The organism is Ruegeria sp. CK3, assembly GCF_056536565.1.
In genome coordinates this window covers 294,260-318,309 of sequence record NZ_JBQFPV010000009.1, presented here as the reverse complement: position 1 = coordinate 318,309, position 24,050 = coordinate 294,260, and the positions used below count along the sequence as shown (strand labels likewise).

The following is a 24,050-nucleotide window of genomic DNA, read 5'->3' as shown; positions in this document are numbered from 1 at the left end:
ACAGCCAACATGCGTCCCCGTCAAAGACAAATGATCCCGCAAAAAACCAGACAATAACGTCCGACCCTCAACATCACCGCTCACAGACATGCCATTCACAGTCAGCGATATTTTCATCACATTTTCCTCCCTTAAATCCGTAGCTCAACCGCCCAATACGCGCTTGAGCCAGCCTTTCTTTTCGGTTGCCTCTTCCGTTTGTTGTTCGGATTCAGCTGCCGCTTCGCTGGCGGGGGCCTCTGGCTCGACCTCGACCGCGCTTTGGAAATTCTGAAAGAACTGATCCGCCATTTTTTTGGCGAACCCGTCCACGACACGCCCGCCCAGTTGGGCCAGCTTGCCGCCCACGCGCGCGTCAACATTGTAGGTCAGCAAGGTGCCTTCGGGGACATCGGACAGCGTGACATCTGCTGCGCCCTTAGCAAAACCGGCAGCGCCGCCTTTGCCTTCGCCCGACAGTTTCAGGCTTTCCCCGGAAACCATGTCGGACAGGGTCACTTTCCCTTTGAACGTGGCTTTGACGGGGCCGACTTTCTGCACCACGGTGGCGTCGAATCCGTCTTCGGCGGTGCCGGTCATCTCCTGGCAGCCAGGGACGCATTCGCGCAGAACATCTGCCGACAGCAGGGCATTCCAAACCTCGGACCGTGGCGCGGCTATTGTGCGGCTGTCATGTAACTCCATGTCACTCCTCCAGAGTTTTTTCCAACCTAGGGCGTCGGGGCCACAAAGCATATGCGACCTTGGGCGTAGTCAGCGCAGTTCCGGAGGGGTATGCGTCAGCCCGTAATCCGCGAAGATTTTGGCGATGCGGCCATCCTGAAGTGCTGCATAGATCGCGTCATCGACCGCATAGCTGAGGCCGCGATAGGCAAAATGCACGGCCACGCCGCTGGTCCAGGTGCTGACGGCAAAGCCGGGCAGCGGAGGGGTGTGGATATCCAGTTCGGGGGTCAGGCCAGCCTCAAGCTGGGCGCGGGGGCCCATTGCGGCCATCGTTTCGCCTGCGGCCAAGGCCTCCATCGCCTGATCTGCGGTTGGGAACCGGCTGACATTCTGCGACAGTTGCCCACCGGGAAAAGACGACAGGTAGAAATCAGCAATTGAATCGTTTTCAACCGCGACGGTATCAAAACGGAAATATGCCGGAACCGGAGGGTCTTCGGGATAGGCATCGCGGCGAAAGGCGATGGCGATTTCCTCGTCATGATACTGGCCGGTGAACACCACCTGTTCGACCCGGCAGGCAAATTCGCTGTCATAAGGAATGTGCAGCATGACATTGGCCACGCGCCCGTTGATCAGTGGGCCTTTCCAGATCCAGTTACGCAGATCGGCCTCTAGGTTTTCTCCCGCTGCGACCAGATTGAACCGGGGCTCGACCCCAAGATCATGCGCGATCAGCTTGCCGATTTCGATGTCCACGCCCTGTATCTTGCCGTCCTTCTCAAAGGACCAGGGCGCGAAGTCCTCGTAGGCGGCGAATTCGATATAGCCGCGCTCGATTATCGTATCGAGGTCAGCGCCCACGATATCACGGCTGGCATTCTGGGGTTTGGGTTGGGGCACATGGTCTTCACACCTGGCCAGAGCCGACCCGGCGGACAGGGCGGCGACCAACAGGGAGAAAATGAAATGGCGTCCGATCATGTGCCCCAGTCTGCCGTTCTATTGCGCGGCAGACAATCCGATAGTCAACTGCTCCGCCGCTTGTGCAAAATCCGGGGCCTCGCCCGAGATCAGCACCGCAGCGCGCAGGGCCACAGAGTCGGCAACAGGCGCGCCCGAGCCTGTTTCGATTGTGCCTGCGATCTCGGTCAGTTCGGATTGCAGGGCGGCAGTGTCCCCATCCGCGCCCTCTGCCATGGCGGTCAACTCGTCGCGGATTTCCTTTAACCGATCCGAGTGATCGTCCAACGCGCCGTCATCGGGGCGGGTTTCAATATATGTGCGGATAGCCCAAGCGGCCTTTTGGCCCAGCAGATCACCAAAGGCAGGCATCTTGGTGATACCGTTCTGGGTATAGCCCTCGCGGAAGCGTTCGATATACCACTCGTCGCCGTATTCTTCGGCCTCGAGGTAGCGCAGGTCGGGGGCCAGTCCGCCCGATACGACGCCCAGTCCGTGGCAGCGCGCGCAGTTCTGGTTGTAGCCGGAATCGCCGATTTCGATTGCAGCCTGCCAGACCTCTTCGCCCTGATCGCGATAGGGGTTTTCGATCAGCCATTCCTCGCTCACGTCGGGAAGGGCATCCGTATTTACTGGCTGGGGCGCGACATCTCCATGTGCCAGCGCCATTCCCGCTGTCACTGTTGCCGCAAGCGCCGCGCTGTAAAAACCAAGACGCATCTCATCCTCCTATTGAAGCTTTCCCCGGTCATAGCGCAGGCAAATACATCGCGACATTCGACCTTGGTTGCAGATGGGCAAAATCTGCGACTAAGGTCGAATGGCTTTCCCATTTTCGACCGGCTTTTACTTTTAGGGTCGGGGAGGAGGCGCAGAATGTTCAGGTTTTCTTTTGTTCTTGCAGCCTTGGCGCTGGCATCTGGCGCTGCGCAGGCCGAGGTTGCGATTTCAGTGACTTACCTGCAGCAAGAGGTTGAGCGCCCTCCCGTGCTGTCCAACCTTGATCCGATTCCTGAAGACCTGGGCATGGCGGGCGCCGAGCTAGGTCTGGCTGATAACCTGACAACAGCCAAGTTTCTGGGGCACAAATACGATCTGACAGTGACCACGGTGCCCGAGGGCGGGGACTGGGCCCAAGCCGCGCGGCAGGCTTTGGCCAATAGTCCCTTCGTCATTCTGGACGCGCCTGCGCAAGCGCAGCTTGAGGTCGCCAATCTGCCCGAAGCAGCGGGTGCGGTGCTCTTTAACGCCTCGGCTCCTGATCTGTCGCTGCGCGAGTCCGAGTGCCGTGCCAACCTGTTGCACACCTTGCCATCGGACGTGATGCGCACCGACGCTCTGGCGCAGTTCCTGGTCAAACGCCGGTGGGAAGATATCGTCCTGATCGCTGGCGAGCATCCGGGGGATCAGGCCTTTGCCGAGGCGTTGAAGCGGTCTCTGCAAAAGTTCCGTTTGGAGCTGCAAGCGGAAAAGATATGGGTTTTCGATGCCGATCTGCGGCGCAACGCTGCGCAGGAAGTGCCACTGTTTACGCAGGAGTTCGGCGACTATGACGTGCTGCTTGTCGCTGATGAGCTGGACGATTTCGGCCGCTACATCCCTTTCAACACATGGGAACCGCGCCCCGTTGCCGGGTCAGAGGGGTTGCAGCCCGTCACGTGGTCGCGCGTGGTTGAACAATGGGGCGCCGTGCAGATGCAGAACCGTTTTGCCGATCAGGCAGGGCGGGCGATGCGCCCCAAGGATTACGCCGCCTGGGCGGCCTATCGGGCCTTGGGCGAGGCGGTGACGCGTACACAATCAGATGATCCGGCGGTTCTGCGCGACTATATCCTGTCGGATGATTTCGAACTGGCGGGCTTCAAAGGCCGCGCGATGAATTTCCGTGCCTGGAACGGCCAGTTGCGGCAGCCCATCCCGCTGGTCGCGGACCGCGCTGTGGTTGCGATGGCCCCCCTCGAGGGGTTTCTGCACCAACGCACCGAACTGGACACGCTGGGCATTGATGAAGCCGAAAGCCAGTGCCAGGCATTTAAGGAGTAACAGCGATGAGACTAGCAGCACTTCTGGCAGCGACCGCGCTCTGCGCTCCGGCCACTGCGGATGAGATCTGGATCAGCAATGAAAAGGACGACACGCTCAGCGTGATTGACATCGAAACGCTTGAGGTGATCCGCACCATTGAGACCGGAGAACGCCCGCGCGGGATTACGTTCTCAAAGGACTACTCGGTTCTCTATATCTGCGCGTCGGATAGTGACTCGGTTCAGGTAATGGACCCCGAAACGGGCGAGATTCTCCATGACCTGCCCTCGGGCGAGGACCCGGAGCAGTTTGTGCTGCACCCCAATGACAAGCACCTCTACATCGCCAACGAAGATGACGCGATCACCACGGTGGTCGATACGGAATCGCGTACGGTGATTGCTCAGATCGACGTGGGGATCGAACCCGAAGGGATGGCCGTGTCCCCCGATGGCAAGATCGCCATCACCACGTCCGAGACCACCAATATGGCTCATTGGATCGACACCGAGACTCAAGAGCTCTTCGCCAACACTCTGGTCGATTCCCGCCCGCGCCATGCCGAATTTCTGAAGGATGGGACCGAGCTGTGGGTCAGCTCGGAAATCGGCGGCACCATCACCGTGTTCGACGTGGAAACCCAGACCGAAAAGGCCAAGATCGAGTTCGAGGTCGAAGGCGTCCACCCTGACCGGGTGCAGCCCGTGGGGTTTGAGCTGTCCAACGGCGATGAGACAGCCTTTGTCGCGCTGGGACCGTCGAACCATGTGGCGGCAGTGAATGCCGAAACCTATGAGGTTGAGGATTACATCCTTGTGGGTCGCCGCGTTTGGCACATGGATTTCAACGCCGACAAGTCGCTGCTGTTTACCACCAATGGCGTGTCTGGCGATGTGACCGTGATTGATGTGGCCAAGCGCGAACCGATCAAGACGATCAAGGTTGGGCGTTTCCCTTGGGGCGCGGCTTTCCGTCCGACCAACTGACACGATTGAGGAGACCTAAGAGATGAAGCGACTGGTATGCGTGGCCGCGATGTTGGCTATGGCTTTGCCCGCTGCGGCTTTGGCCGACGATGATGATGACGACGGCTTTGGTCTGGCCGGGATCTTGTCGGCCAAGAACAAGGAAGACCTGCCTCCGATCACGCTCTCTGCCGGAGTGCCTTTGGCCGAGGCCTCATGGGAGCTGAAATCCGGCACCTATTATGAGTTCGAAATTCAAGGCGACGGCAGTCAGGAACTGGCTCTGGTCGGGCCAGAGTTCTTCCGCGCGATCTGGGTGGAGGAGATCGTGGTTGAAGGGTTGGAAATCAGACCTCTGGGCGTCGATTCCGTTGAGTTTGACGAGGCGGGCGAGATGGAAATAGGCTTTGTCGCGATCAAGCCGGGCAGCTACTATCTGAAAGTGCCGGGCAGCACCGGCGAAACGCAGCGGCTGGAGATTACCATTAAGTGACAGGGCTTTCGGTCCGCAATGTCAGCTACGCCTATGGCGACAAACGCGCCCTTGATGACGTGAGCTTTCACGTCCCGCAGGGCGCGTTTTGCGCGTTGCTGGGGCCCAATGGCGCAGGGAAATCGACGCTGTTTTCCCTGCTGACCCGCCTGTTCACCACCGCGCAGGGGGTGATTGAGGTGGCGGGGTTCGATATCTCGAAACAACCCCGTCAGGCCTTGGCGCAGATCGGAGTTGTGTTCCAGCAGCCGACACTGGATCTGGACCTCACTGTTCATCGCAACCTCAGCTATTTCGCCGCCTTGCATGGCCTGTCGGGCCGTACCGCCGAGACCCGCATCGCCGCCGCGTTGGAGCGTTTGGATATGGCCGAACGCGCAAGCGAACGCACCCGCGATCTGAATGGCGGCCACCGCAGACGGCTAGAGATCGCACGTTGCCTGATCCACGCGCCTTCGGTCCTGTTGCTGGACGAACCGACGGTTGGGCTGGATGCCGCCGCGCGCAGTGCGATCACCCAACATGTGCATGATCTGTCGGCACAGGATGGGCTGACCGTCTTATGGGCCACCCATCTGACCGATGAGATTACCCCCGACGATCAGCTTGCCATCCTGCATCGGGGGAAGATGCTGACACAAGGCACCTGCCGCGACATAACGGGTGACCAGCCCCTGCAACAAGTTTTCCTGTCGATGACCGGAGCCGCCACATGACCGACGCGCTGATCGCCCTGCGCGCGATCCTGATCCGCGAGGCACTGCGATTTGTGCGTCAACGAAGCCGGTTCATCGCCGCTTTGGTACGCCCGTTGGTCTGGCTGATCGTCTTTGCTGCCGGGTTCCGCGCAGCATTGGGCCTGTCGATCACGCCGCCCTATCAGACCTATATCACCTATGAGATCTACATCGTGCCGGGCCTGTGCGGCATGATTATGCTGTTCAATGGGATGCAAAGCTCTCTCAGCCTTGTCTATGACCGCGAGATGGGGTCGATGCGGTTGCTTTTGACCAGCCCTCTGCCGCGATGGTGGTTGTTGTTCTGCCGCCTGCTGGCCAGCACCACGATCTCGATCCTGCAGGTCTATACGTTTCTGGCGGTGGCCGCGATCTACGGAATTGATATGCCGTGGTACGGATATCTGTGCGTCTTTCCCGCGCTGATCATTGCCGGGCTGATGCTCGGCGCTTTGGGTTTGGCTTTGTCCTCGGCCATCAAACAGCTTGAGAACTTTGCCGGGGTGATGAACTTTGTCATCTTCCCGATGTTCTTCCTGTCCTCGGCGCTCTATCCGCTGTGGAAGATGGCCGAAAGCTCGGCCCTGTTGCGCGATATCTGCGCGCTCAACCCCTTTACCCATGCGGTCGAGCTGATCCGATTTGCGCTCTATGGTCAGTTCAACGGCCCGGCTCTTGGTTGGACCTTCCTTGCCGGTCTGGCCTTTCTGGGCCTCGCGCTGTGGGGCTATGATCCGGCCCGCGGGATCAAACGCCCAGGTCGCTAAGCCGTCTACGACCATGGCAGAGGTGAAATGTGTCCCCCGATGCGCTAGGATACCATTCAAACGGAGGGTTCTTTCATGATCCGTATCGCGATTGTATTGCTGGTTCTGGGCACAGCCGCCTCGGCCCAGACGGTCGAGGATGAGTACGGCACGCTCAACCCGCAGGACACGGGTTTTGGCCGCGTCATGAGCAATATTGACAATGGCGTCACCGATATGATGACCTGCGCAACCGGTTACTACATCACCAAATCCGGCCGGCACGAGATGGCGCGTAAGCTGTTCGAAAGCTGTGCCAATGCCGGGTATACGGGCGCGATGACATGGATGGGGCAGTTGGACAATAACGGGCTGGGCGGAGACTATGACCCCGATGCCGCCGCGGCTTGGGACAAACGCGCCGCCGATCTGGGCGATCCGGTGGGCAAGTTCAACTACGGCCTCAACCTGCTGCGCGGCCATGGTGTGGCGCAAGACCCCGAGCTGGGCCGCGCCTATGTGGATGAAGCCGCCCGCGACGGTTTGAAAATCGCCAAACGTCTGCAAGATTCTGGCTATGATCCGAACGAGGTCACCCCGGACGCGGATGAGTGGAAATACGCGCCCTTGTTCTGAAAAAACCTGATTTTCTGCGTTTTCTACGACCAAAGGATGAGGCCGCGCGCCTGATTTCTTGATATGCGTCAAGCTTGGGGTCCCAGGTGCGGGCTTATACTCCGACAAACGTTCGGAGGATCAAATGAAACACATCATCTTGTCCCTTGGCCTTGCTGCCAGTGCTGTTTCAGCCGCACCTGCATATGCCCAATCCACCTTTGACCGCGTCAAGGTCGAGGCGGGGGAAACACTTTTCCTATCGGAGTGCCGCCGCTGTCACGCGCCGGGCGCGACCGACCCCAGCTATGGCCCTCAGCTGGACGGTGTCGTCGGGCGCAGGGCGGGCACGGTCGACGGCTATGAGTATTCCGAGGCTCTGGCCGGATCAGGCATCGTCTGGACACCCGCCGCTTTGCGCGCATGGATGGAAGACAATGACGGGTTCATGCCCGGCACAAAGATGCGTCATGTCGGGATCGAGGACCGGACGGTGCAGGACTTCATTCTGGCCTATCTGAGCAGCATTTCAGACCAGTGATTAGTCGATCACGACCTGCGGTAGCCAGTGACTGTCGGGATCGGCCTCATGGATGTCTGCCTCGGATACGGGCCTCAGATCTCCGTCTTCGGGTGGGGCCGATAGGAGGCTCATATCCATTTCATGCAACTGTCCGATCAGGCGGTCGCCATCGCGCCGTAGGCGGTAGTATACCCCGTTCCACATATCAATGCCGTATTCGGTGGCGCCCTTGTGGATAAACAACAGGTCGTATTCCAGATCGGTCAGATCATCGTCGGAGACCTCGCGCCGCAGAGCATAAGGGTAGGGGACATGGCACCAGTGTTTGTCCGCCCCCTCAAGGCAGCGAAACGGACGCATGGACAGGAAATGGTCTGCGAAGGGGCCCGCGCTCAGGTCGATTTGATAGGCTGTGGCGTCGCCCTTGGGTTCAAAAGTCACGTTTCCGATCAATAGCTTGTTGCCTTCTCCGTCGACCAGAGAAATGGCCTTCTGCCCCGACAGAGGATCGGCCAGCGCGGGCTGCGCGCAGATCAAAACCGCAGGAATAAACCAAGTGAAAAGCCGCCGCATCATCGCCTCGCACATCAAAAAAGATGGCCCAACCTAGTTGAAATCGGCTGATAGCGCCCTACGACCAATGTGCAATTCCAACACCGGTGCCTGCCTGCGAATAATACTCTCGCCAACAATCCCGACGCGTCGGAGATTCGGCGTGGAGGAAAGACAAAAGTCTAGGGAGGATACCGATGAACCGGTTTATCATGGCCGCCGCTGCGAGCATTGTCGCAACCGGCGCAGCCTATGCAGAAGTTACCGAAGACGATCTGGCCAATGACCAAACGATCACCACTCAGGTTGTGACCAATGGTATGGGGCGGCATTTGCAGCGCTATAGCCCGCTGGACATGCTGAACAAGGACAACGTCAAGAACCTGCTTCCGGCCTGGGCCTTCAGTCTTGGCGGAGAAAAGCAGCGCGGGCAGGAAACTCAGCCGCTGATTTATGACGGGATGATGTATATCACCGGGTCGTATTCACGCCTCTATGCGATTGATCTGGAGACCGGCAAAGAGGTCTGGCAATACGATGCCCGCCTTCCCGAAGGTATTCTGCCCTGCTGCGACGTGGTCAACCGGGGTGCTGCCATCTACGGCGACAAGGTCATATTCGGCACGCTGGACGCACGGATCGTAGCGCTGAACAAGGACACGGGCGATGTGGTCTGGCGCGACAAGATTGCTGACTACAAGGCGGGCTATTCCTATACGGCCGCCCCGTTGATTGTTGATGGTCTGGTCATCACCGGCAACTCGGGCGGTGAATTCGGCATCGTTGGCGCGGTTCAGGCGCGTGACGTCAATACCGGTGATCTTGTTTGGGAACGCCCCGTGATCGAAGGCCACATGGGCACGCTGAATGGCGAAGAAAGCACCATGACAGGTGAGCTGAACGCGACCTGGCCCGGTGACATGTGGAAAACCGGCGGCGGCGCGACCTGGTTGGGCGGCTCTTACGATGCTGACACCGACACGCTGGTCTTTGGCGCAGGCAACCCGGCCCCTTGGAACAGCTGGCTGCGCAATGCGGGCACCCCCACAGAAGGCAACAAGGGCGACAACCTCTATGCCGCCAGCCGCATTGGGATCGACCCCAAAACCGGCGAGATCAAGTGGCATTTCCAGACCACCCCGCGCGAAGGCTGGGACTATGACGGTGTGAACGAAGTGGTCGCTTATACCGACCGCGAGGGCAACCAGCGCTACGCAACTGCCGACCGGAACGGGTATTTCTATGTCCTGAACCGTGAGGATGGTGGGTTCGTCTCGGCGACACCTTTCGTCAAGGACATCACCTGGGCCGACGGAATTGATGAAACCGGCCGTCCGATCTTTGTCGAAAACAACCGTCCCGGTGATCCGGCCGCTGCGGCTGATGGCAACAAGGGTGAGGTCATCTTTGCCTCGCCGTCCTTCCTGGGCGGCAAGAACTGGATGCCAATGTCGTTCTCGCAGAACACCGGCAATTTCTATGTGCCTTCGAACGAATGGGGCATGGATATCTGGAACGAGCCGATCACCTACAAGAAAGGGGCCGCCTATCTGGGCGCGGGCTTTACCATCAAGCCGAACTACGAAGATCACATCGGCTCGCTCAAGGCCATAGACCCCGATACCGGTGAGTGGAAGTGGGAATATAAGAACGACGCTCCGCTGTGGTCGGGCGTGATGACCACGGCTGGTGGTCTGGTCTTCTTCGGTACACCTGAAGGCGAGTTTATCGCGCTGGATGACGAAACCGGTGAGAAACTGTGGTCGTTCCAGACTGGCTCCGGCATCGTCGGTCAGCCTGTGACCTGGGAACAGGATGGCGAGCAGTATGTCTCGATCATCTCCGGCTGGGGCGGTGCGGTTCCGCTGTGGGGCGGTGAGGTGGCCAAGAAGGTCAACTACTTGAACCAGGGCGGTACCTTGTGGACCTTCCGCCTGCCGAAAGAGCTGGCCTCGGCGAATTGAGGCGGGTTCTGACTGCAAAGATCGCGCGCTCGTCATCCGGGCGCGCGTTTTCTTTGGTCTACGACCTTCCGCCAGTAGGCGTATGCCAACGGTGTTGCTAGACTCAGAGCAAAGAGAGTTTCAATGCAAAGGCGACCTTGATGCTTGCAGAACCCGCCAGACAGACTGACTTTGAGAATGTTCTGATTGTCGACGATCACCCGCTGTTCTGCGACGCCTTGTCGATGACCCTGCGCAGTGTGGCCGAGATCGGCGAAATTCACACCGCAGACCGTTTGGAAAACGCTATGGAACTGGTTTCCAAAGGGCTGAAACCGGATGCGGTGATGCTGGACCTGAACCTGCCGGATGTGGATGGCCTGGATGGTCTGGTGCGCTTGAAATCCGCGGCGGATGCGCCGGTGATTGTTGTGTCCTCGTTGACCGACAACCGTGTGATCAGCCAGGTGATCAAGGCAGGAGCATCGGGGTATGTGCCCAAGCACAGCCAGCGCGATGTGTTCCGTACCGCATTCGAGACGGTTCATGCGGGGGGAATCTTTGTCCCCGATGGCTGCGTTCTGATCGAAGATGAGGAAGACGATGAACATAGCGATGCGGTCAACCGGCTTGCCGCGTTGACTAATCAACAGGGCCGCATTCTGCAACTGATCTGCGAGGGTAAGTTGAACAAGCAGATCGCCTATGACCTGTCGATCGCCGAAACAACGGTTAAGGCGCATGTCACTGCAATCATGCGGAAACTTGGCGTTCAAAGCCGCACTCAGGCGGTTCTGATTGCCAAGAAAGCATCCTTTGCCAGCGTATTGCAAGAATAGGGTCAGATACTCTAACCTCTCAGCAATCGTCGGGCTTTAGGGAGGAGTCGCGATGAACCAAGCATTCGGATGGGCCAGCGCCCAGTCCGTCAGGCCAGGCATCGTAAAGACGGCATTTGCGGAATGCAGCGCCGACAGTGCAGTCAGGGAACTGTCCAAGTCGCTGGGGGATGACCCCATGGCGCTGATAATTCTGTTTGTCAGCCCCAATGCCGATGCCGCGGCGGTGATCGCCGAGGCTGAACAGGAATTTGCGCCCACGATGGTGGTCGGATGCACCACAGCCGGAGAGCTTGCCGAAGGTGGCTATAGCGAGGATCAGATCGTCGCGCTTGCCTTGCCGCGCTCACATTTTGAAACGCGCACCATTCTTTTGCCGGATTTGGATGATTTCTGTGCGCAAGACATCATTGCCGAAATGATCCATAACCGAACCGCAATGACGCGCGGCTTTCCCGCTTGGGAAAACGAATTCACCTTCTTGATGATCGACGGGCTGTCCACCAAAGAAGACGAGCTGACATCCGAACTGGCGATGGGGTTGGGGCCGGTGCCTTTGTTCGGTGGATCGGCAGGCGACGGCACCGAGTTCGGCCACACCTATGTTCTGCATGGATCACAGGCGTTGGAGAACGCGGCCATATTGGTGCAGGTGCGAACCTCTTGCCCGATCAAGGTGTTCAAGACAGATCATCTTGTTCCGGCCGCGCAGCGTATGGTCGTGACCAAAGCCGACCCCGCCAACCGCATCGTTCAGGAAATCAACGCGGAACCCGCGGCGCGGGAATATGCGCGCATCCTTGGCAAAGACCCAGAACAGCTGACCCCCTTTACCTTCGCGGCCCATCCGGTCGTTGTTCAGATCGGAGGCCAGCACCACGTGCGGGCCATTCAGCAGGTCGCGGGCAATGGTGATCTGGTGTTCTTTTCGGCCATTGATGAGGGGCTGGTTCTGACCCTGGCCGAACCGCGCGACATGGCGGTGCATCTAAAAGAAGAGATCGCAGCGCTGAACGAAAAGCAAAAACCCGATACGATCCTGGCCTGCGACTGTATCCTGCGGCGGCTCGAGGCGCAGGAGAAACAGAAGACGCACGAAATCTCGCGCATTCTGTCGGACAATCATGTGGTCGGATTTTCGACGTATGGTGAGCAGTTCAACTCGATCCACGTCAATCAGACGATGACCGGGGTGGCGATCTACCCGCCCAAGGACGACTAGCGGATGATCGAGCATCTGACCGACCCGCTGGATCCGATCGAACGCCAGAATGAAAAACTGCTGAGGATCATCGAGGCGTTGATGCGCCGGGTCGAGGAATCCACCGATGCTTCGGGTGCGGCTTATGCGCAATTCCAGCGCGCCGCCGTGTTGGAACAAGAGATCCGCACCCGCACGGATGATCTGGAGCGCGCTCTGGACCTTCTGAACGCATCCAACGCGCAATTGGCCAAAGCCAATGAGGAAACCGAAGCTGCCCGGGCCAATTTGGCGAATGCGATCGAGGCGGTGCAGGATGGCTTTGCCCTGTTTGGGCGCGATGAAAAACTGGTGCTTTGCAACAGTCGCTTTGGGTTGCACATGCCCGATATCCAGGGTCGGCTGAAACCAGGTCTGCGCTTTACCGAATATGTCGAGCTTGTCAGCCGATCGAGCTCTCTGTTGCTGCCGGAAGGGGTTGCGCCTGTGGACTGGGCCGAACTTCGGCTGACGCGCCATGCGGATGACCATGTGGTGTTTAATGTGGGCCTGAGCGGCAATCGCTGGATGCAGGTCTCGGAACATCGCACAAAGGACGCGGGCACAGTTATCCTGCAGACGGATGTAACCGATATCATGCGGGTCGAACGGCTAGAGCGCGACCGCATTCTGGATGACAAATCACGCCTGATCCGCGCCACGCTGGAACATATTGACCAAGGTGTTTGCATTTTTGACAACAAGCATCGTTTGATCGGCTGGAATAACCGGGCCAGCGAGCTGCTGGCGATCCCGGTCGGGCAATTCCAGATGGGCACGCAGTTTGAAACGCTCTATGACCGGCTCGGTTCGAATATGAGTTTCCAACCCGGGATGAGCTGGGGTGATTTGTCCGACTGGACCAAGCGGCACACCTCCCGGCGTCCCTTGCGGTTTCTGCTGCATCGGGGGCGGTCGAAAATCCTGTCTGTCTTTGCGCAGGAAATGCCCGACAAGGGCTACGTGATTTCTTTCACCGATGTGACGGCGGAACGAAAATCGGCGCAGGCGTTGCAGGACGCCAAGGAACTTCTGGAAAAACGCGTTGAAGCGCGTACCGTTGAACTGGCCGATGCGCTGGGCGAGGCGGAACGGGCCAATGCGTCAAAGTCCCGCTTTGTTGCCGCTGCAAGTCATGATCTGTTGCAACCTTTGTCCGCCGCCAAGCTATATGTGGCTTCGCTCAAGAACGGGTTAGATCAGACGGAAACCCATGACGTGGCCACCAAGGCGGAAAGTGCGCTCAACAGCGTCGAGCATATCCTTGAGGCACTCCTGGACATATCGAAATTGGATTCCGGCAGCGCGACAGTCCACCAATCGACCGTATCGGTGGGTGACATATTCAAACAGATGGAGGACGCCTTCCGGCCGGTTGCACAGGCCAAGGGGTTAGAATTGCGGGTCGTGCCGACCAGCGCGCTTGTCACCAGCGATGCCAGCTATTTGCGGCGCATCCTTCAAAACCTGCTGTCCAACGCAATCCGTTATACCGACGCCGGCAAGGTTCTGGTCGGAGTGAGGCGGCGCAAAACACGCGTGTCGATTGAGGTGCTGGATACCGGAATTGGCATCGCCGCCGATCAGCGTGAAATGGTTTTTCAGGAATTCAAGCGGGTGCAATCGGACGCGAGTGCGGCCGAAGGCATGGGCCTTGGTCTCGCCATCGTCGAGCGCGCCTGCGGGTTGCTCAACCACCCGATTCATCTGCGCTCCGAGTTGGGAAAAGGAACGGTGTTCTCCGTCGAAGTCCCTGTGGTACAGGACCAGGGGCAGTTCAGTGAAGGCCGTCCCGCTGCTGCTGACAGGAAAACGGGTCAACTGGCCGACATGATCGTTTTGCTGATTGAAAATGACGCGAATCTCAGAAATGCGCTAACGCTGACGCTCGAGTCCTGGGGCGTTCACGTGCTGGAGTGTGGCAGTGAGGATCAGGCCGTGGACCTGCTGCGCGAGATCGGTATCACACCCGATGCTATCGTCGCGGACTACCAGCTGGATAACGGAAAAATCGGAACTGAGGCGGTGCGTCGGATCAAAACAGAATTCAGCGATGTGCCCGCCTGCATCATCTCGGCTAACCGCTCTCCTGAAACGGCGGAAGAATGCAAGGCGAACGGGTTGGAGTTAATACACAAACCCATCGACGCCAAGGAGCTTAGACACCAGTTGGTCAGCTTGATTTCGCGTTGATCTTTGCACGGGTCTGCTCGCGGACCATGACAGCTAGATCTTGGCATTGATGTTGCTCAAGATCGACCCGCGCTGAACGAAGGGCAGTTGGGTCGCCGAATGCTGAGCCGGTTCGATTATGGGGAGTGATGCGTTGCGTGGTGTGAATTGGCGGGTGCTGAAATCGAGTATTCTGGCGTGATCCATTTTGATAAAGTATTTTGAATAAAATTGTAAATAAGGTAAGATATATTGATTTAAAGAATGTGTCTTACTACGGTGCGCGCCATGACCCAGACAACGAAAACAATCGACGCGACCTGCTATCGCCATCTCGGCAATGAGGGGCTGGAAACCGCCCGGTTCGATGATGAAACCTTCCTGCGGGTGTCGTCCGAGGCGGTCAGCAGTTTGACCTCAACCGCCTTTGCGGATGTTTCGCATCTGTTGCGGCCCAGTCATCTTGCCCAGTTGCGCGAGATTCTCGATGACACGGATGCCTCGGCCAACGATCACTACGTGGCGCTGGAGTTGCTGAAGAACGCCGTGATCTCTGCCGAGCGAGAATTCCCGAGCTGTCAGGACACCGGAACGGCGATCGTTCACGGCAAGAAAGGCCAGAACGTTCTGGTCCAGGGCGATCTACATGCAGCGGTCGAGCGGGGGGTCAAGGACACCTGGGAAACGCGTAACCTGCGCTTCTCGCAAATGGCCCCGCTCAGCATGTTTCACGAACAGAATACCGGAACTAACTTGCCTGCGCAGATCGACATCGAGGCGCTCAGCGGGGAAGCTCTGGAGTTCCTGTTCATGGCCAAAGGGGGTGGCTCGGCCAACAAGACGTTTTTGTATCAGGAAACTCGGCGACTGCTGGAGCCCGAGCGGATACTGGCGTTTTTTGATGAGAAGATACGGACTTTGGGTACAACGGCTTGCCCGCCATACCACCTGGCCATTGTCATTGGGGGGCTGTCGGCTGAACACTGTCTGAAAATGGTCAAAAAAGCCTCGGCCAAGGAATTGGATGACCTTCCTACGACTGGCAGCCCCGATGGGCGTGCCTTTCGCGATCTGAAGCTTGAGGCGCAGATATTGGAGCTGACCCGCAACATGTCACTGGGCGCTCAGTTCGGCGGGAAATACTTCTGTCATGACGTGCGCGTCATTCGACTGCCGCGTCACGGAGGAAGCCTGCCGGTTGGCATGGGTGTCAGCTGTTCGGCGGATCGCCAGATCAAGGGGCGGATCGACCGGGATGGGATCTGGGTCGAGCAGTTGGAGCATGATCCGGCTCGGTTCCTGCCCGCGCAGGATGTCGCGGCGCAATCCGCAACCCGGATCAACCTGGACCAGCGGATGGATGATATCTGTGCCGAATTGTCCAAGCTGTCCGTTTCAAGCCCGGTTCTGCTGTCCGGCACTATGATTGTCGCGCGCGATCTGGTGCATGCCGAACTGGCCCGGATGATCCGAGAGGGTCAGGAACTGCCGGACTACATCCGCGACCACCCGGTCTACTACGCGGGCCCGGCCAAGACGCCAGAAGGGTATGCCTCGGGCTCGTTCGGGCCAACCACAGCCGCGCGGATGGACCCTTATGTGCCGGAACTGCAGGCGCTGGGCGCGTCCCGCGTGATGATCGCCAAGGGCAATCGTGCGCCCTCGGTCGTGCGAAGCTGCAAGGAGCATGGTGGGTTCTTCCTGGGCTCGGTCGGTGGGGCGGCGGCAGTTTTGGGCAAGGACGTCATCAAGAACATCGAAACGCTGGATTTTCCCAACTTCGGGATGGAGGCCGTCTTTCGCATAAAAGTCGTGGATTTCCCGGCGTTTGTGATTATTGACGACAAGGGAGGAGACTTCTTTACCCGCAAACCCGCCTTCTAGCGCACAGGAGCCGCAATGCCGCCGACCTCGGACAAGATTACCCTGCGCCAGTTGCAGATATTTCTGGTGGCGATCGAGACGCGCAGCTTTGTGCGCGCGGCTGAGCGCCTGTCGCTGACCCCGCCTGCGGTGTCGATGCAGATGAGCCGGTTGAGCGAGGAATTCGGCGCGCCGCTGTTCGAGAAATCCGGCCGTTCGGTGATCCCGACTGAGGTTGCCACCGCTTTGGTGCCCTACGCTGAGCGCATGACCGAAACGCTGGCCGAGGCGGTAGATGTTGTGCAGATCATGCAGGGCAAGCTAGACCACCGGGTTCGGGTGGCCATGGTGACCACTGCACGCAATTTCGGCCCACATCTGCTAGCGCAGTTTCAGCAGGAACACCCGGAATGCGATCTACAGTTCAAAATCGCCAACCGGCGCAGCGTGATTGAGATGCTGGATACCGATCAGATCGACCTTGCGCTCATGGGTCGCCCGCCGCGCCGGATAGAGACAACGGCGCATCAATTCGCCAAACACCCCTATGTGTTGATCGGCCACCCGGATCATCCGCTGGTGCGCTCCAGACGCATCCGACGCTCGGACTTGCCGCACCATCAGTTCATCGTCCGCGAACGGGGGTCGGGCACGCGCATGGTGCATGAGTTCTTTTTCTCGGACTCTGGCCTGCCGCAGCCCAAGGCGCAGGAAATGGACAGCAATGCCAATATCAAACAGGCGGTCATGGCGAATATGGGGCTGGCCTTTATCTCGGCGCACACGATCGCGCTGGAGGCGATAGCCGGAAAGCTGAAAATCCTGAACGTTGAAGGGATGCCCGAATATCGCGACTGGTTCGTTCTGCATATGCGCAACAAACCCCTGCGTCCGGCGGCGCGGTCCTTTCGGGATTTCGTCGATCAGAAAGGCCCGGCGTTTATGGAGGATTTCTTCAAAGACGCCGGGATTGCAACATAGATTGCGCCCGCGCCACGATGGGCGGGTCGATCATTTTGCCCTCCAGCATGACGGCGCCCAGCCCCTGCTGAGTGGCCCGATCAAAGGCCGCGACCACGCGGGTCGCCTGTTCAATTTCGGAGGCGCTGGGGGTGAAGACCGCGTTGACGATTTCGACCTGTCGCGGATGGATACACAGGACGGCGTCGAAGCCAATCGCACGCCCCATGGCGACGCAGGCGCGGAAACTGTCCATATCGTGGATCTCGGCAATGCTGCCCGGTAGGCCGATCGCCTGCAGACCGCCCGCTTTGGCCGCATGGATCAAAGACTGCGCCGGGCCTTTCAGCGCCTCGATTGAAGGCGCATGACCGCAATCGGTTGAAAAGTCCTCGGTCCCGAATGCGAGTGCGGTCAGACGGGGGGTCGCTTTCGCGAAACTCGCGGCGTTCATCAGCCCTTGGGCTGTTTCGATCAAGGCAATCAGCTTGATCTGGCCCTCGGGCAGTTTGGCCCTTCGCTCCAGCATCGACAGATAGTCCGCCACCAGACGCAGGTGATCCGCCCCGATGACCTTGGGCAGCATGATCGCGTCGACGCCGGACAGGATGGCTGCCTCAAGATCTCGGACGCATTCGCCCAAATCGGCGTTGACTCGTATCACAACCGGGACATCGCGGGCGGTCAGCATGGAGACCGCCTCTGCCAACCCGTCCCGTGCGGCCTGTTTGCGGTCGCGCGGGACGCTGTCCTCTAGGTCCAGCAGGATCGCATCCGCGCCCCGTTCATGCGCGCGTGCAATCAGTTCGGGCCGGTGGGCCGGCGTGAACAGGTAGGACCGGATCATGCGGCAGCGGTCTCGGCAAATTCGGACCGAATGGTATCGGTATGTTCGCCAAGCGCGGGCACACGGCCAAAGCGCGGTGTTTCCGGGTCAAAGCTGTGGCGCACGGGGGCTGCGACCAGATGCGCTTCATCCCCGTTTTCCAGCGTGACCAGCGTGCGGCGCAGCTGCGGATGTGCGGCAAAGGTGCTGACCGAGTTCACGGCCCCATAAGCGATGGCTGCCGCGAACAACTTGCCTTCCAACTCGGCCCGGCAGTGGCGGGCAAAGAACCCGGCCACGATGGCATCCAGTTCGGCGCGGTTAGCAACCCGCTGGGCCGCATCGCAGAACCGTGGGTCGGTGGCCAATTCGGGCTGCCCGATGACATCGGCGCAGAGGCGTTTCCACTCGCGTTCGTTCTGGATCGAGATCGCCAGAACCTCATCATCCTTGGTGGTAAACCCACCATAAGGCGCGATGGACGGGTGATGCAGGCCAACCGGCTGAGGCGCTTTGCCTGCATAAACCGTATGCATCAAAGGCACGGTCATCCAATCGGCTGCAGTGTCGAACAGGGACAGCTTCACCGCGCTGCCTTTGCCGCTGATGCTGCGCGCGATCAGAGCTTTCTGTATGCCGATGATCGCGTTCATGCTGGCACCGATATCGCAGACCGAAACGCCAATCCGACCAGGATGGCCGGGCGCACCGTTGACCGAAACCAGCCCGCTTTCGCATTGCACCAGAAAGTCATAAGCCTTCATGTCGCTGTACCGTCCATCCTCGCCATATCCGCTGATATCGCAGGTGATCAGGTGCGGGTTGCGTTTGCGCAGGACATCCTCACCAAACCCGGCGCGGGCAATGGCCCCCGGGGCGAGGTTTTGGATGAACACATCCGCCTCGTCCAGAATACGGTGCAGCAGAGCGGCATCCTCGGGGTGTTTTATATCCAGACACAGGCTTTCCTTGCTGTGATTGGCCCAGACGAAATAGGACGCCGAGCCTTTCACCGCGCCGTCGTACTTGCGGGCGAAATCGCCGGTGTCACGCTCGATCTTTATGACGCGCGCGCCGCCCTGGGCAAAGTGGCACGACGCGAGGGGGGCAGCGACGGCCTGTTCCAGGGATACGACCAGCAGGCCTTCGTAGGGTTTGAGTTGGGTATCGCTCATGCTGCAGCTCGTGTGTTCAAAAGCGCAAGGGTGCGGTGCATTTCGTTGGCGACGATAGTCATGCCTTCATCAAAGCCCATCCCGGGCTTGACCAGCACGCGGTCGGGTCTTGTGGCCATGGCGGCGTGCAGACAGGCGCGGGCCGAGATATCGGTCTCGTTACAGGTGCCGCCCTGATACGCCGCGACACCATTGGCTTTGCAGTAGAGCACCGCGTCGACCGTATTGTGCAACGATCCCAGATCGGGGGTCTTGATCTGGACCATGTCACAGCAATCGGCATCGACGAAATCGACCACGTCCTGATAGGTGTTGCACCATTCGTCGGCCACGATTTTCACGTTGCTGCCAAGCGCCCGAAGCGAGGCCCGGATGTCGCGTAGCAAGGTGATCTGCCCGTCTTTTGACCCGGCGTCCGCAGGCCCTTCGATATACAGATCAAACGGGGCGGCGCGTTGTTCCAGCGTTGCCAGATAGTTGGCGATCTTCACCGCGTCATTGTCAAAGATCATGCCCACCGTACCGTAGACGTCGATATGAAGTACCGGATGATAGCTCTCATCCGTGCGCAGAGCTTGAATGCGACGCGACAGCCATGTGACATATTCGGCTAGTTTCCCGCCCGTCTGGCCCAATTTCTGGGGGATGTTGTTGATCAGGCCGTGGGGCAGGGCGTCGACCTGTTTCAGCACCATCTTGTCCACGGCTTCATAGCGGTTGTCGCCGCTCTGCCCGAACAGGCGCAGAGGGGCCGCGATGGCCTCAAGCCCCCATTCGTCGCAGATGACCTCGAATTTCATTTTGCCTTTGGCAATCGAGGCCGCCGACAACAACGCCTGCGACAGGCCATAGCGCACGGCGGTGTGCAGAGGCTGGCCGTCAACGACAAGATTGTCGAAGAATTCCGCGCTTTCACGGAAGTTTCGCACATCATGCTTGATCAAATGCGGCGTCAGATGTTCCTGCAGGAACGGAATGACGGAGGAGGCCAGAAACAACGGATCGCGCCCGGCGGCTCCAGAATATTGAACGGCCGCACAATCGCCCTCGGCAATCAGGCCGTTTTCCAGCTCCAGCAGGATCGAGACACTCTCACCGTATTGCCGGACGCGGGCGAAGCCGTCGGTCTGGGCCCGCCCGCAATAGACGAACCCGTCCTGCTTGGCCCCCTGTTTGATCGCCGCCTGGTCGTCGAAATAATACGAGGCCAGCCCCGGCGCGAAAACAACGTTCTTGATCTTCATGACGCTCTCTGTGTGCTAAGCGGCGACCGAAGGCCGACCGATGAGTTTGCTGGCCGAGATGGCGCGGACGTCGTCGACCACCATGTCAAAGGACACCTCGCGCCCCTCGGACCGGGCGCGTTCCGCGATGCGGTCCCGGTGAAAGGCCATGACGTCCTTGGGTAGCGGTACGTTTCCAGTCTCGAAAATTCGCAGCGCGCCGTGGTTGTCTCGGACCGGTGTCAGCTTGCCCGCGTTGCCGATGGCGGGGGCGAAGGGGATATCCATGACGCCGCTCTCAAAGGCCAGAACGGCTCCGCGCGCGATGTCGCCCTTGCCCAGTTTTAGAACGGCGCGCATGACGGCGTGAACCTCGGCCTCGATCACCTCGACCTCGGTCAGGATTTCGTTGCCGTCATTGCGGTTCTGGTCCGCGATCATGTTCACCATCTGGCGGGTCGCCTTGAGCCCGGCCTGGTTCGCCTCAAGCGAGGGGATGCCGCTGGCCTCATGCGGGGTCTTCACGATGATCTTGGTGGCCCGCGCCTGTTTCGCGGCCAGCGCACCCAGACAGATTACGGCGGTAGCCTTGGCCTCATCCACAGGGAAGCCGCCCATCCATTGGTGGAACACGGAGGTCAGCTGGTAATCGTCATAGCCCGCGTTCTGAAAATAGTGATGTCCCAACCGCCGCAGCGACCGCAGCGCGGCGACGTCCTGCACCAGATTGCCCGCCTGACCGTAGCCCAGCGTGATGCAGCGCACGCCTTGTTCTAGCGCCAGAAGGCCTTCGATGATCGCGACCACATGTGACACGAATGGCGGTACCAGCGTTCCGGTCAGGGGGCCGAAGGGTTCTCGGTTTATACGGATGCCATGTTCTTCGAACCGGCCCACCAGACGGTCGCAATATTGCCAATGGCGGATCGACTGTTCCAGCGGAATGTTCTTTGCGTATGGGATGTTATAGGAAATCCCGCCGCCCTCGTAGGACGAAAAACCTGAACTGAGTGTCACTTCAGCCAGCAGGCGTGCATCCGGAGTGCCGTGCCGGACCTGAATGGGTTTTGAGACGGCCTCGACCAACCGCGTGCAGCCTTCAACACCATGGTTGACCGCCGGGAACCCGTTCAGCAGCGAGGTGCCCGCCGCGCGGGAGCGGTCGATGCCATCCTGCGCCTCGTCATATCGGTTGTGACGGGTATAGGCGTCGATGGTGGTGGGCAGCACATCGCAATAGGGGGCCAGCCCCTCCATCAGCGCGGTGTGTTCGCGCAACAGCGCAACGCCCGCACGGGGTTGCAGCAGAGTCTTGCCGGTTTCATCCGCATCCGCCAAGGCCGCCGAGAACCGCTTTTCCGAGGGCAGCGCGTGCTGACGAGCAAGGCCTGCGTCAAAATCCACCTCGGCACCGGTGTGCCAGGATTGCAGAACGCCCTCACGCTCGGCGTCAAAACCGGAGTCAGGCAGCTTGGAATTCGTGATTTCTGGCGCGCTGGTCATGTCACCATCTGCCTTTGCTAGAGTGCGGCCCAGTCGGCGAACCCGGTTGCGAAAGCGCCCGAGTTGTGGCCGAGGTTTGGAAGGCGGTTCATGTCGATGTCGTCTTTCAGCAGCGCCACGACCTCGTCGATATTGGCGGAGGCCGGGAAGACGCGGTCATAGCCCATGTCCTTGAAACGGGTGACGACGGTTGCGAAATCCTGTTTGCCGATCACGAGGTTGCCACCGACATAGAGCAGGATGTTCCCGATCCCCGCAGCCTCGCACCGGTCGCGCAGGCCCTGACAGTCGATCTCACCGTGCCCGTAAATGGATGAGACAAGGATCGCATCGGCTTTTTGAGCAACGGCTGCGGCGACGAATTCGCTCTGGCTGACCATGACGCCGAGGTTAACGACCTCGATCCCGGCCCGGGTCAGTAGGCTGTCGAGGATCTTGTTGCCTACGGCATGGCAATCTGCGCCGATCACTCCCAAAACAACTTTATCCGTGGTGCTGGCGTCGAACATCTCTCGCTCCTCCTGTATCGCGCTTTGGGGTGTCGTAGCCGTGATTCTCAAAACGGTAAAGAATAATGATGAACAATAAAAAACAGATAAGGAAAAGTTATCCAATGTGCATCAGGCCGCCGTTAGAGCTTGAAACGCCAAAACGGCGACACTCTGATGGCATCTGTCGCATCTGAGATAGCTTCTGTCCGAAATCGACACTGAAAACGTGGGCAACCTGGGTGCATAAAGTAAGCTGCAACGAATAGGAGCCTACATGCGATTCTCGGCGCTGCGACTTTTCAAAGAGGCCCTGACCGGCCACAAGGGCTGGGGTCCGCAATGGCGCGACCCAGAGCCTGCTGATGCTTATGACTATGTGATCGTGGGCGGCGGCGGCCACGGACTGGCCACAGCCTACTACCTGGCCAAGGAATTCGGTGCCGCGCGTATTGCAGTATTGGAAAAAGGCTGGATCGGCAGCGGCAATGTGGGGCGGAACACGACGATCATCCGCTCGAACTATCTTTTGGATGGGAATGAGCCGTTCTACGAGTTCTCGCTGAAGCTGTGGGAAAATCTCGAACAGGACTTCAACTACAACGCCATGGTCAGCCAGCGCGGTATTTTGAACCTGGTCCACACCGATGCACAGCGGGATGCGGCGCGGCGGCGGGGCAATGCGATGATCCTGAACGGATCGGATGCCGAACTGCTGGATACCGCAGGCGTCCGGGCCATGTACCCTTTCTTGAATTTCGATGACGCCCGGTTCCCGATCAAAGGTGGTCTGCTGCACCGTCGCGGCGGCACCGTGCGCCACGACGCGGTGGCGTGGGGATACGCGCGCGGCGCGGATATGCGCGGCGTGGACATCATTCAGAACTGCGAAGTGACGGGTTTCCGAATTGAAAACGGCAAGGTTCTGGGTGTCGATACCACCCGCGGCTTCATTGGGGCGAAGAAGGTCGGCGTCTCTGTTGCAGGCAGTTCCAGCCGCGTGATGGAGAAGGCGGGGATGCGCCTGCCGATCGAAAGCCACGTGTTGCAGGCCTTCGTGTCCGAGGGTCTGAAGCCTTTCATCGACGGCGTCATCACCTATGGGGCGGGGCACTTCTATTGCAGCCAGTCCGACAAAGGTGGTCTGGTCTTCGGTGGCGACATCGACATGTACAACACCTACGCCCAACGCGGAAACCTGCCCGTGGTCGAGGATGTTATCGAAAGCGGCATGGCGCTGATCCCGGCACTTGGGCGTGCGCGTCTCCTACGCAGTTGGGGCGGGATCATGGATATGTCGATGGATGGCTCTCCGTTTATCGACAAGACGCAAATCGACGGGCTCTATTTCAATGGCGGATGGTGTTACGGCGGGTTCAAGGCAACGCCGGCCTCTGGCTATTGCTTTGCGCATCTTCTGAAAACCGACCGTCCGCATGAAACCGCCACAGCCTACCGGCTGGACCGGTTCATGACCGGTCACATGATCGACGAAAAAGGGCAGGGCGCCCAGCCGAACCTGCACTGAGGACC

Annotated in this window: 23 protein-coding genes and 1 pseudogene; 14 read left to right on the top strand and 10 right to left on the bottom strand. The window is 59.2% G+C overall.

Features of this window, described 5'->3' with window-relative positions; genetic code table 11:
* The 4 genes and pseudogenes from ACR0C3_RS15825 to pedF all read right to left on the bottom strand — a co-directional run.
* Positions 1 to 117, bottom strand: a pseudogene (locus ACR0C3_RS15825) ((2Fe-2S)-binding protein); the annotation flags it as partial.
* A 27-nt stretch (positions 118 to 144) separates the two neighbouring features.
* Positions 145 to 684, bottom strand: a complete 540-nt coding sequence (locus ACR0C3_RS15820) for an SRPBCC family protein (protein ID WP_480759361.1) — start codon at positions 682 to 684, stop codon at positions 145 to 147.
* Between the two features lie 69 nt (positions 685 to 753).
* Entirely contained in the window at positions 754 to 1,650 is an 897-nt protein-coding gene (locus tag ACR0C3_RS15815) for a substrate-binding periplasmic protein (protein ID WP_480759359.1), read from the bottom strand.
* A gap of 18 nt (positions 1,651 to 1,668) precedes the next feature.
* Entirely contained in the window at positions 1,669 to 2,349 is a 681-nt protein-coding gene (gene pedF / locus ACR0C3_RS15810) for a cytochrome c-550 PedF (RefSeq protein WP_170378673.1), read from the bottom strand.
* A 156-nt stretch (positions 2,350 to 2,505) separates the two neighbouring features.
* Between pedF and ACR0C3_RS15805 the strand changes: the two genes are divergently transcribed.
* The 7 genes from ACR0C3_RS15805 (at position 2,506) to ACR0C3_RS15775 (ending at position 7,751) form a co-directional block, all read left to right on the top strand.
* Positions 2,506 to 3,672, top strand: a complete 1,167-nt coding sequence (locus ACR0C3_RS15805) for an ABC transporter substrate-binding protein (protein ID WP_480759358.1) — start codon at positions 2,506 to 2,508, stop codon at positions 3,670 to 3,672.
* A 5-nt stretch (positions 3,673 to 3,677) separates the two neighbouring features.
* Positions 3,678 to 4,640, top strand: a complete 963-nt coding sequence (locus ACR0C3_RS15800; RefSeq protein ID WP_152460706.1) for a YVTN family beta-propeller repeat protein — start codon at positions 3,678 to 3,680, stop codon at positions 4,638 to 4,640.
* Positions 4,641 to 4,662: 22 nt separating this feature from the next.
* A complete protein-coding gene (locus ACR0C3_RS15795; protein ID WP_480759356.1) occupies positions 4,663 to 5,112 on the top strand; it encodes a cupredoxin domain-containing protein in 450 nt (149 codons plus the stop codon).
* Positions 5,109 to 5,828: an ABC transporter ATP-binding protein gene (locus ACR0C3_RS15790; protein ID WP_480759355.1), complete on the top strand. Its 720-nt coding sequence runs from the start codon at positions 5,109 to 5,111 to the stop codon at positions 5,826 to 5,828. Before ACR0C3_RS15795 ends, ACR0C3_RS15790 begins: the two co-directional genes overlap by 4 nt.
* The gene (locus tag ACR0C3_RS15785; RefSeq protein ID WP_480759354.1) at positions 5,825 to 6,616 is read left to right on the top strand and encodes an ABC transporter permease; all 792 of its coding nucleotides are present in this window, start codon (positions 5,825 to 5,827) and stop codon (positions 6,614 to 6,616) included. Before ACR0C3_RS15790 ends, ACR0C3_RS15785 begins: the two co-directional genes overlap by 4 nt.
* 75 nt (positions 6,617 to 6,691) lie before the next feature.
* Positions 6,692 to 7,231 (top strand): SEL1-like repeat protein, encoded by a 540-nt coding sequence (locus ACR0C3_RS15780; protein ID WP_480759353.1) that lies wholly within the window; start codon positions 6,692 to 6,694, stop codon positions 7,229 to 7,231.
* 124 nt (positions 7,232 to 7,355) lie between these two features.
* Entirely contained in the window at positions 7,356 to 7,751 is a 396-nt protein-coding gene (locus ACR0C3_RS15775) for a c-type cytochrome (RefSeq protein WP_170719990.1), read from the top strand.
* Here the strand turns inward: ACR0C3_RS15775 and ACR0C3_RS15770 are convergent, their stop codons facing one another.
* Complete coding sequence (locus ACR0C3_RS15770) at positions 7,752 to 8,306, bottom strand: hypothetical protein (protein WP_480759351.1); 555 nt, start codon at positions 8,304 to 8,306, stop codon at positions 7,752 to 7,754.
* Positions 8,307 to 8,482: 176 nt separating this feature from the next.
* On the opposite strand from ACR0C3_RS15770, the gene ACR0C3_RS15765 reads away from it, so the two are divergent.
* From ACR0C3_RS15765 to ACR0C3_RS15740, 6 genes are all read left to right on the top strand, one after another.
* A complete protein-coding gene (locus ACR0C3_RS15765) occupies positions 8,483 to 10,249 on the top strand; it encodes a PQQ-dependent methanol/ethanol family dehydrogenase (RefSeq protein WP_170658879.1) in 1,767 nt (588 codons plus the stop codon).
* A 140-nt stretch (positions 10,250 to 10,389) separates the two neighbouring features.
* Positions 10,390 to 11,067, top strand: coding sequence for a response regulator (locus ACR0C3_RS15760; protein WP_480759349.1), 678 nt, complete (start codon positions 10,390 to 10,392; stop codon positions 11,065 to 11,067).
* A gap of 52 nt (positions 11,068 to 11,119) precedes the next feature.
* Positions 11,120 to 12,289, top strand: coding sequence for an FIST N-terminal domain-containing protein (locus tag ACR0C3_RS15755; RefSeq protein WP_480759348.1), 1,170 nt, complete (start codon positions 11,120 to 11,122; stop codon positions 12,287 to 12,289).
* A 3-nt stretch (positions 12,290 to 12,292) separates the two neighbouring features.
* Positions 12,293 to 14,500 carry a hybrid sensor histidine kinase/response regulator gene (locus ACR0C3_RS15750; RefSeq protein ID WP_480759346.1) on the top strand — a complete coding sequence of 736 codons (2,208 nt, stop codon included), beginning with the start codon at positions 12,293 to 12,295 and terminating at the stop codon, positions 14,498 to 14,500.
* A 267-nt stretch (positions 14,501 to 14,767) separates the two neighbouring features.
* Positions 14,768 to 16,363, top strand: a complete 1,596-nt coding sequence (locus ACR0C3_RS15745) for a FumA C-terminus/TtdB family hydratase beta subunit (RefSeq protein WP_480759345.1) — start codon at positions 14,768 to 14,770, stop codon at positions 16,361 to 16,363.
* A 15-nt stretch (positions 16,364 to 16,378) separates the two neighbouring features.
* Positions 16,379 to 17,323 (top strand): LysR family transcriptional regulator, encoded by a 945-nt coding sequence (locus ACR0C3_RS15740; RefSeq protein ID WP_480759343.1) that lies wholly within the window; start codon positions 16,379 to 16,381, stop codon positions 17,321 to 17,323.
* On the opposite strand, the gene ACR0C3_RS15735 is transcribed toward ACR0C3_RS15740, so the two are convergent.
* Genes ACR0C3_RS15735 through glmS form a run of 5 tightly spaced genes read right to left on the bottom strand, consistent with a single transcriptional unit; the run spans position 17,298 to position 22,538 of the window.
* Positions 17,298 to 18,149: an HpcH/HpaI aldolase/citrate lyase family protein gene (locus ACR0C3_RS15735; RefSeq protein WP_480759342.1), complete on the bottom strand. Its 852-nt coding sequence runs from the start codon at positions 18,147 to 18,149 to the stop codon at positions 17,298 to 17,300. The genes ACR0C3_RS15740 and ACR0C3_RS15735 overlap by 26 nt on opposite strands.
* Positions 18,146 to 19,303 (bottom strand): CaiB/BaiF CoA transferase family protein, encoded by a 1,158-nt coding sequence (locus tag ACR0C3_RS15730; protein ID WP_480759341.1) that lies wholly within the window; start codon positions 19,301 to 19,303, stop codon positions 18,146 to 18,148. The genes ACR0C3_RS15735 and ACR0C3_RS15730 overlap by 4 nt, the downstream gene beginning before the upstream one ends.
* Positions 19,300 to 20,547, bottom strand: coding sequence for a methylaspartate ammonia-lyase (locus ACR0C3_RS15725; protein WP_480759339.1), 1,248 nt, complete (start codon positions 20,545 to 20,547; stop codon positions 19,300 to 19,302). The genes ACR0C3_RS15730 and ACR0C3_RS15725 overlap by 4 nt, the downstream gene beginning before the upstream one ends.
* Before the next feature lie 15 nt (positions 20,548 to 20,562).
* Positions 20,563 to 22,029 carry a methylaspartate mutase subunit E gene (locus ACR0C3_RS15720; RefSeq protein ID WP_480759338.1) on the bottom strand — a complete coding sequence of 489 codons (1,467 nt, stop codon included), beginning with the start codon at positions 22,027 to 22,029 and terminating at the stop codon, positions 20,563 to 20,565.
* Between the two features lie 17 nt (positions 22,030 to 22,046).
* Entirely contained in the window at positions 22,047 to 22,538 is a 492-nt protein-coding gene (glmS, locus tag ACR0C3_RS15715; protein ID WP_480759337.1) for a methylaspartate mutase subunit S, read from the bottom strand.
* A gap of 256 nt (positions 22,539 to 22,794) precedes the next feature.
* Between glmS and ACR0C3_RS15710 the strand changes: the two genes are divergently transcribed.
* A complete protein-coding gene (locus tag ACR0C3_RS15710) occupies positions 22,795 to 24,045 on the top strand; it encodes a sarcosine oxidase subunit beta family protein (RefSeq protein WP_480759336.1) in 1,251 nt (416 codons plus the stop codon).
* The last annotated feature ends 5 nt before the right edge of the window (positions 24,046 to 24,050 follow it).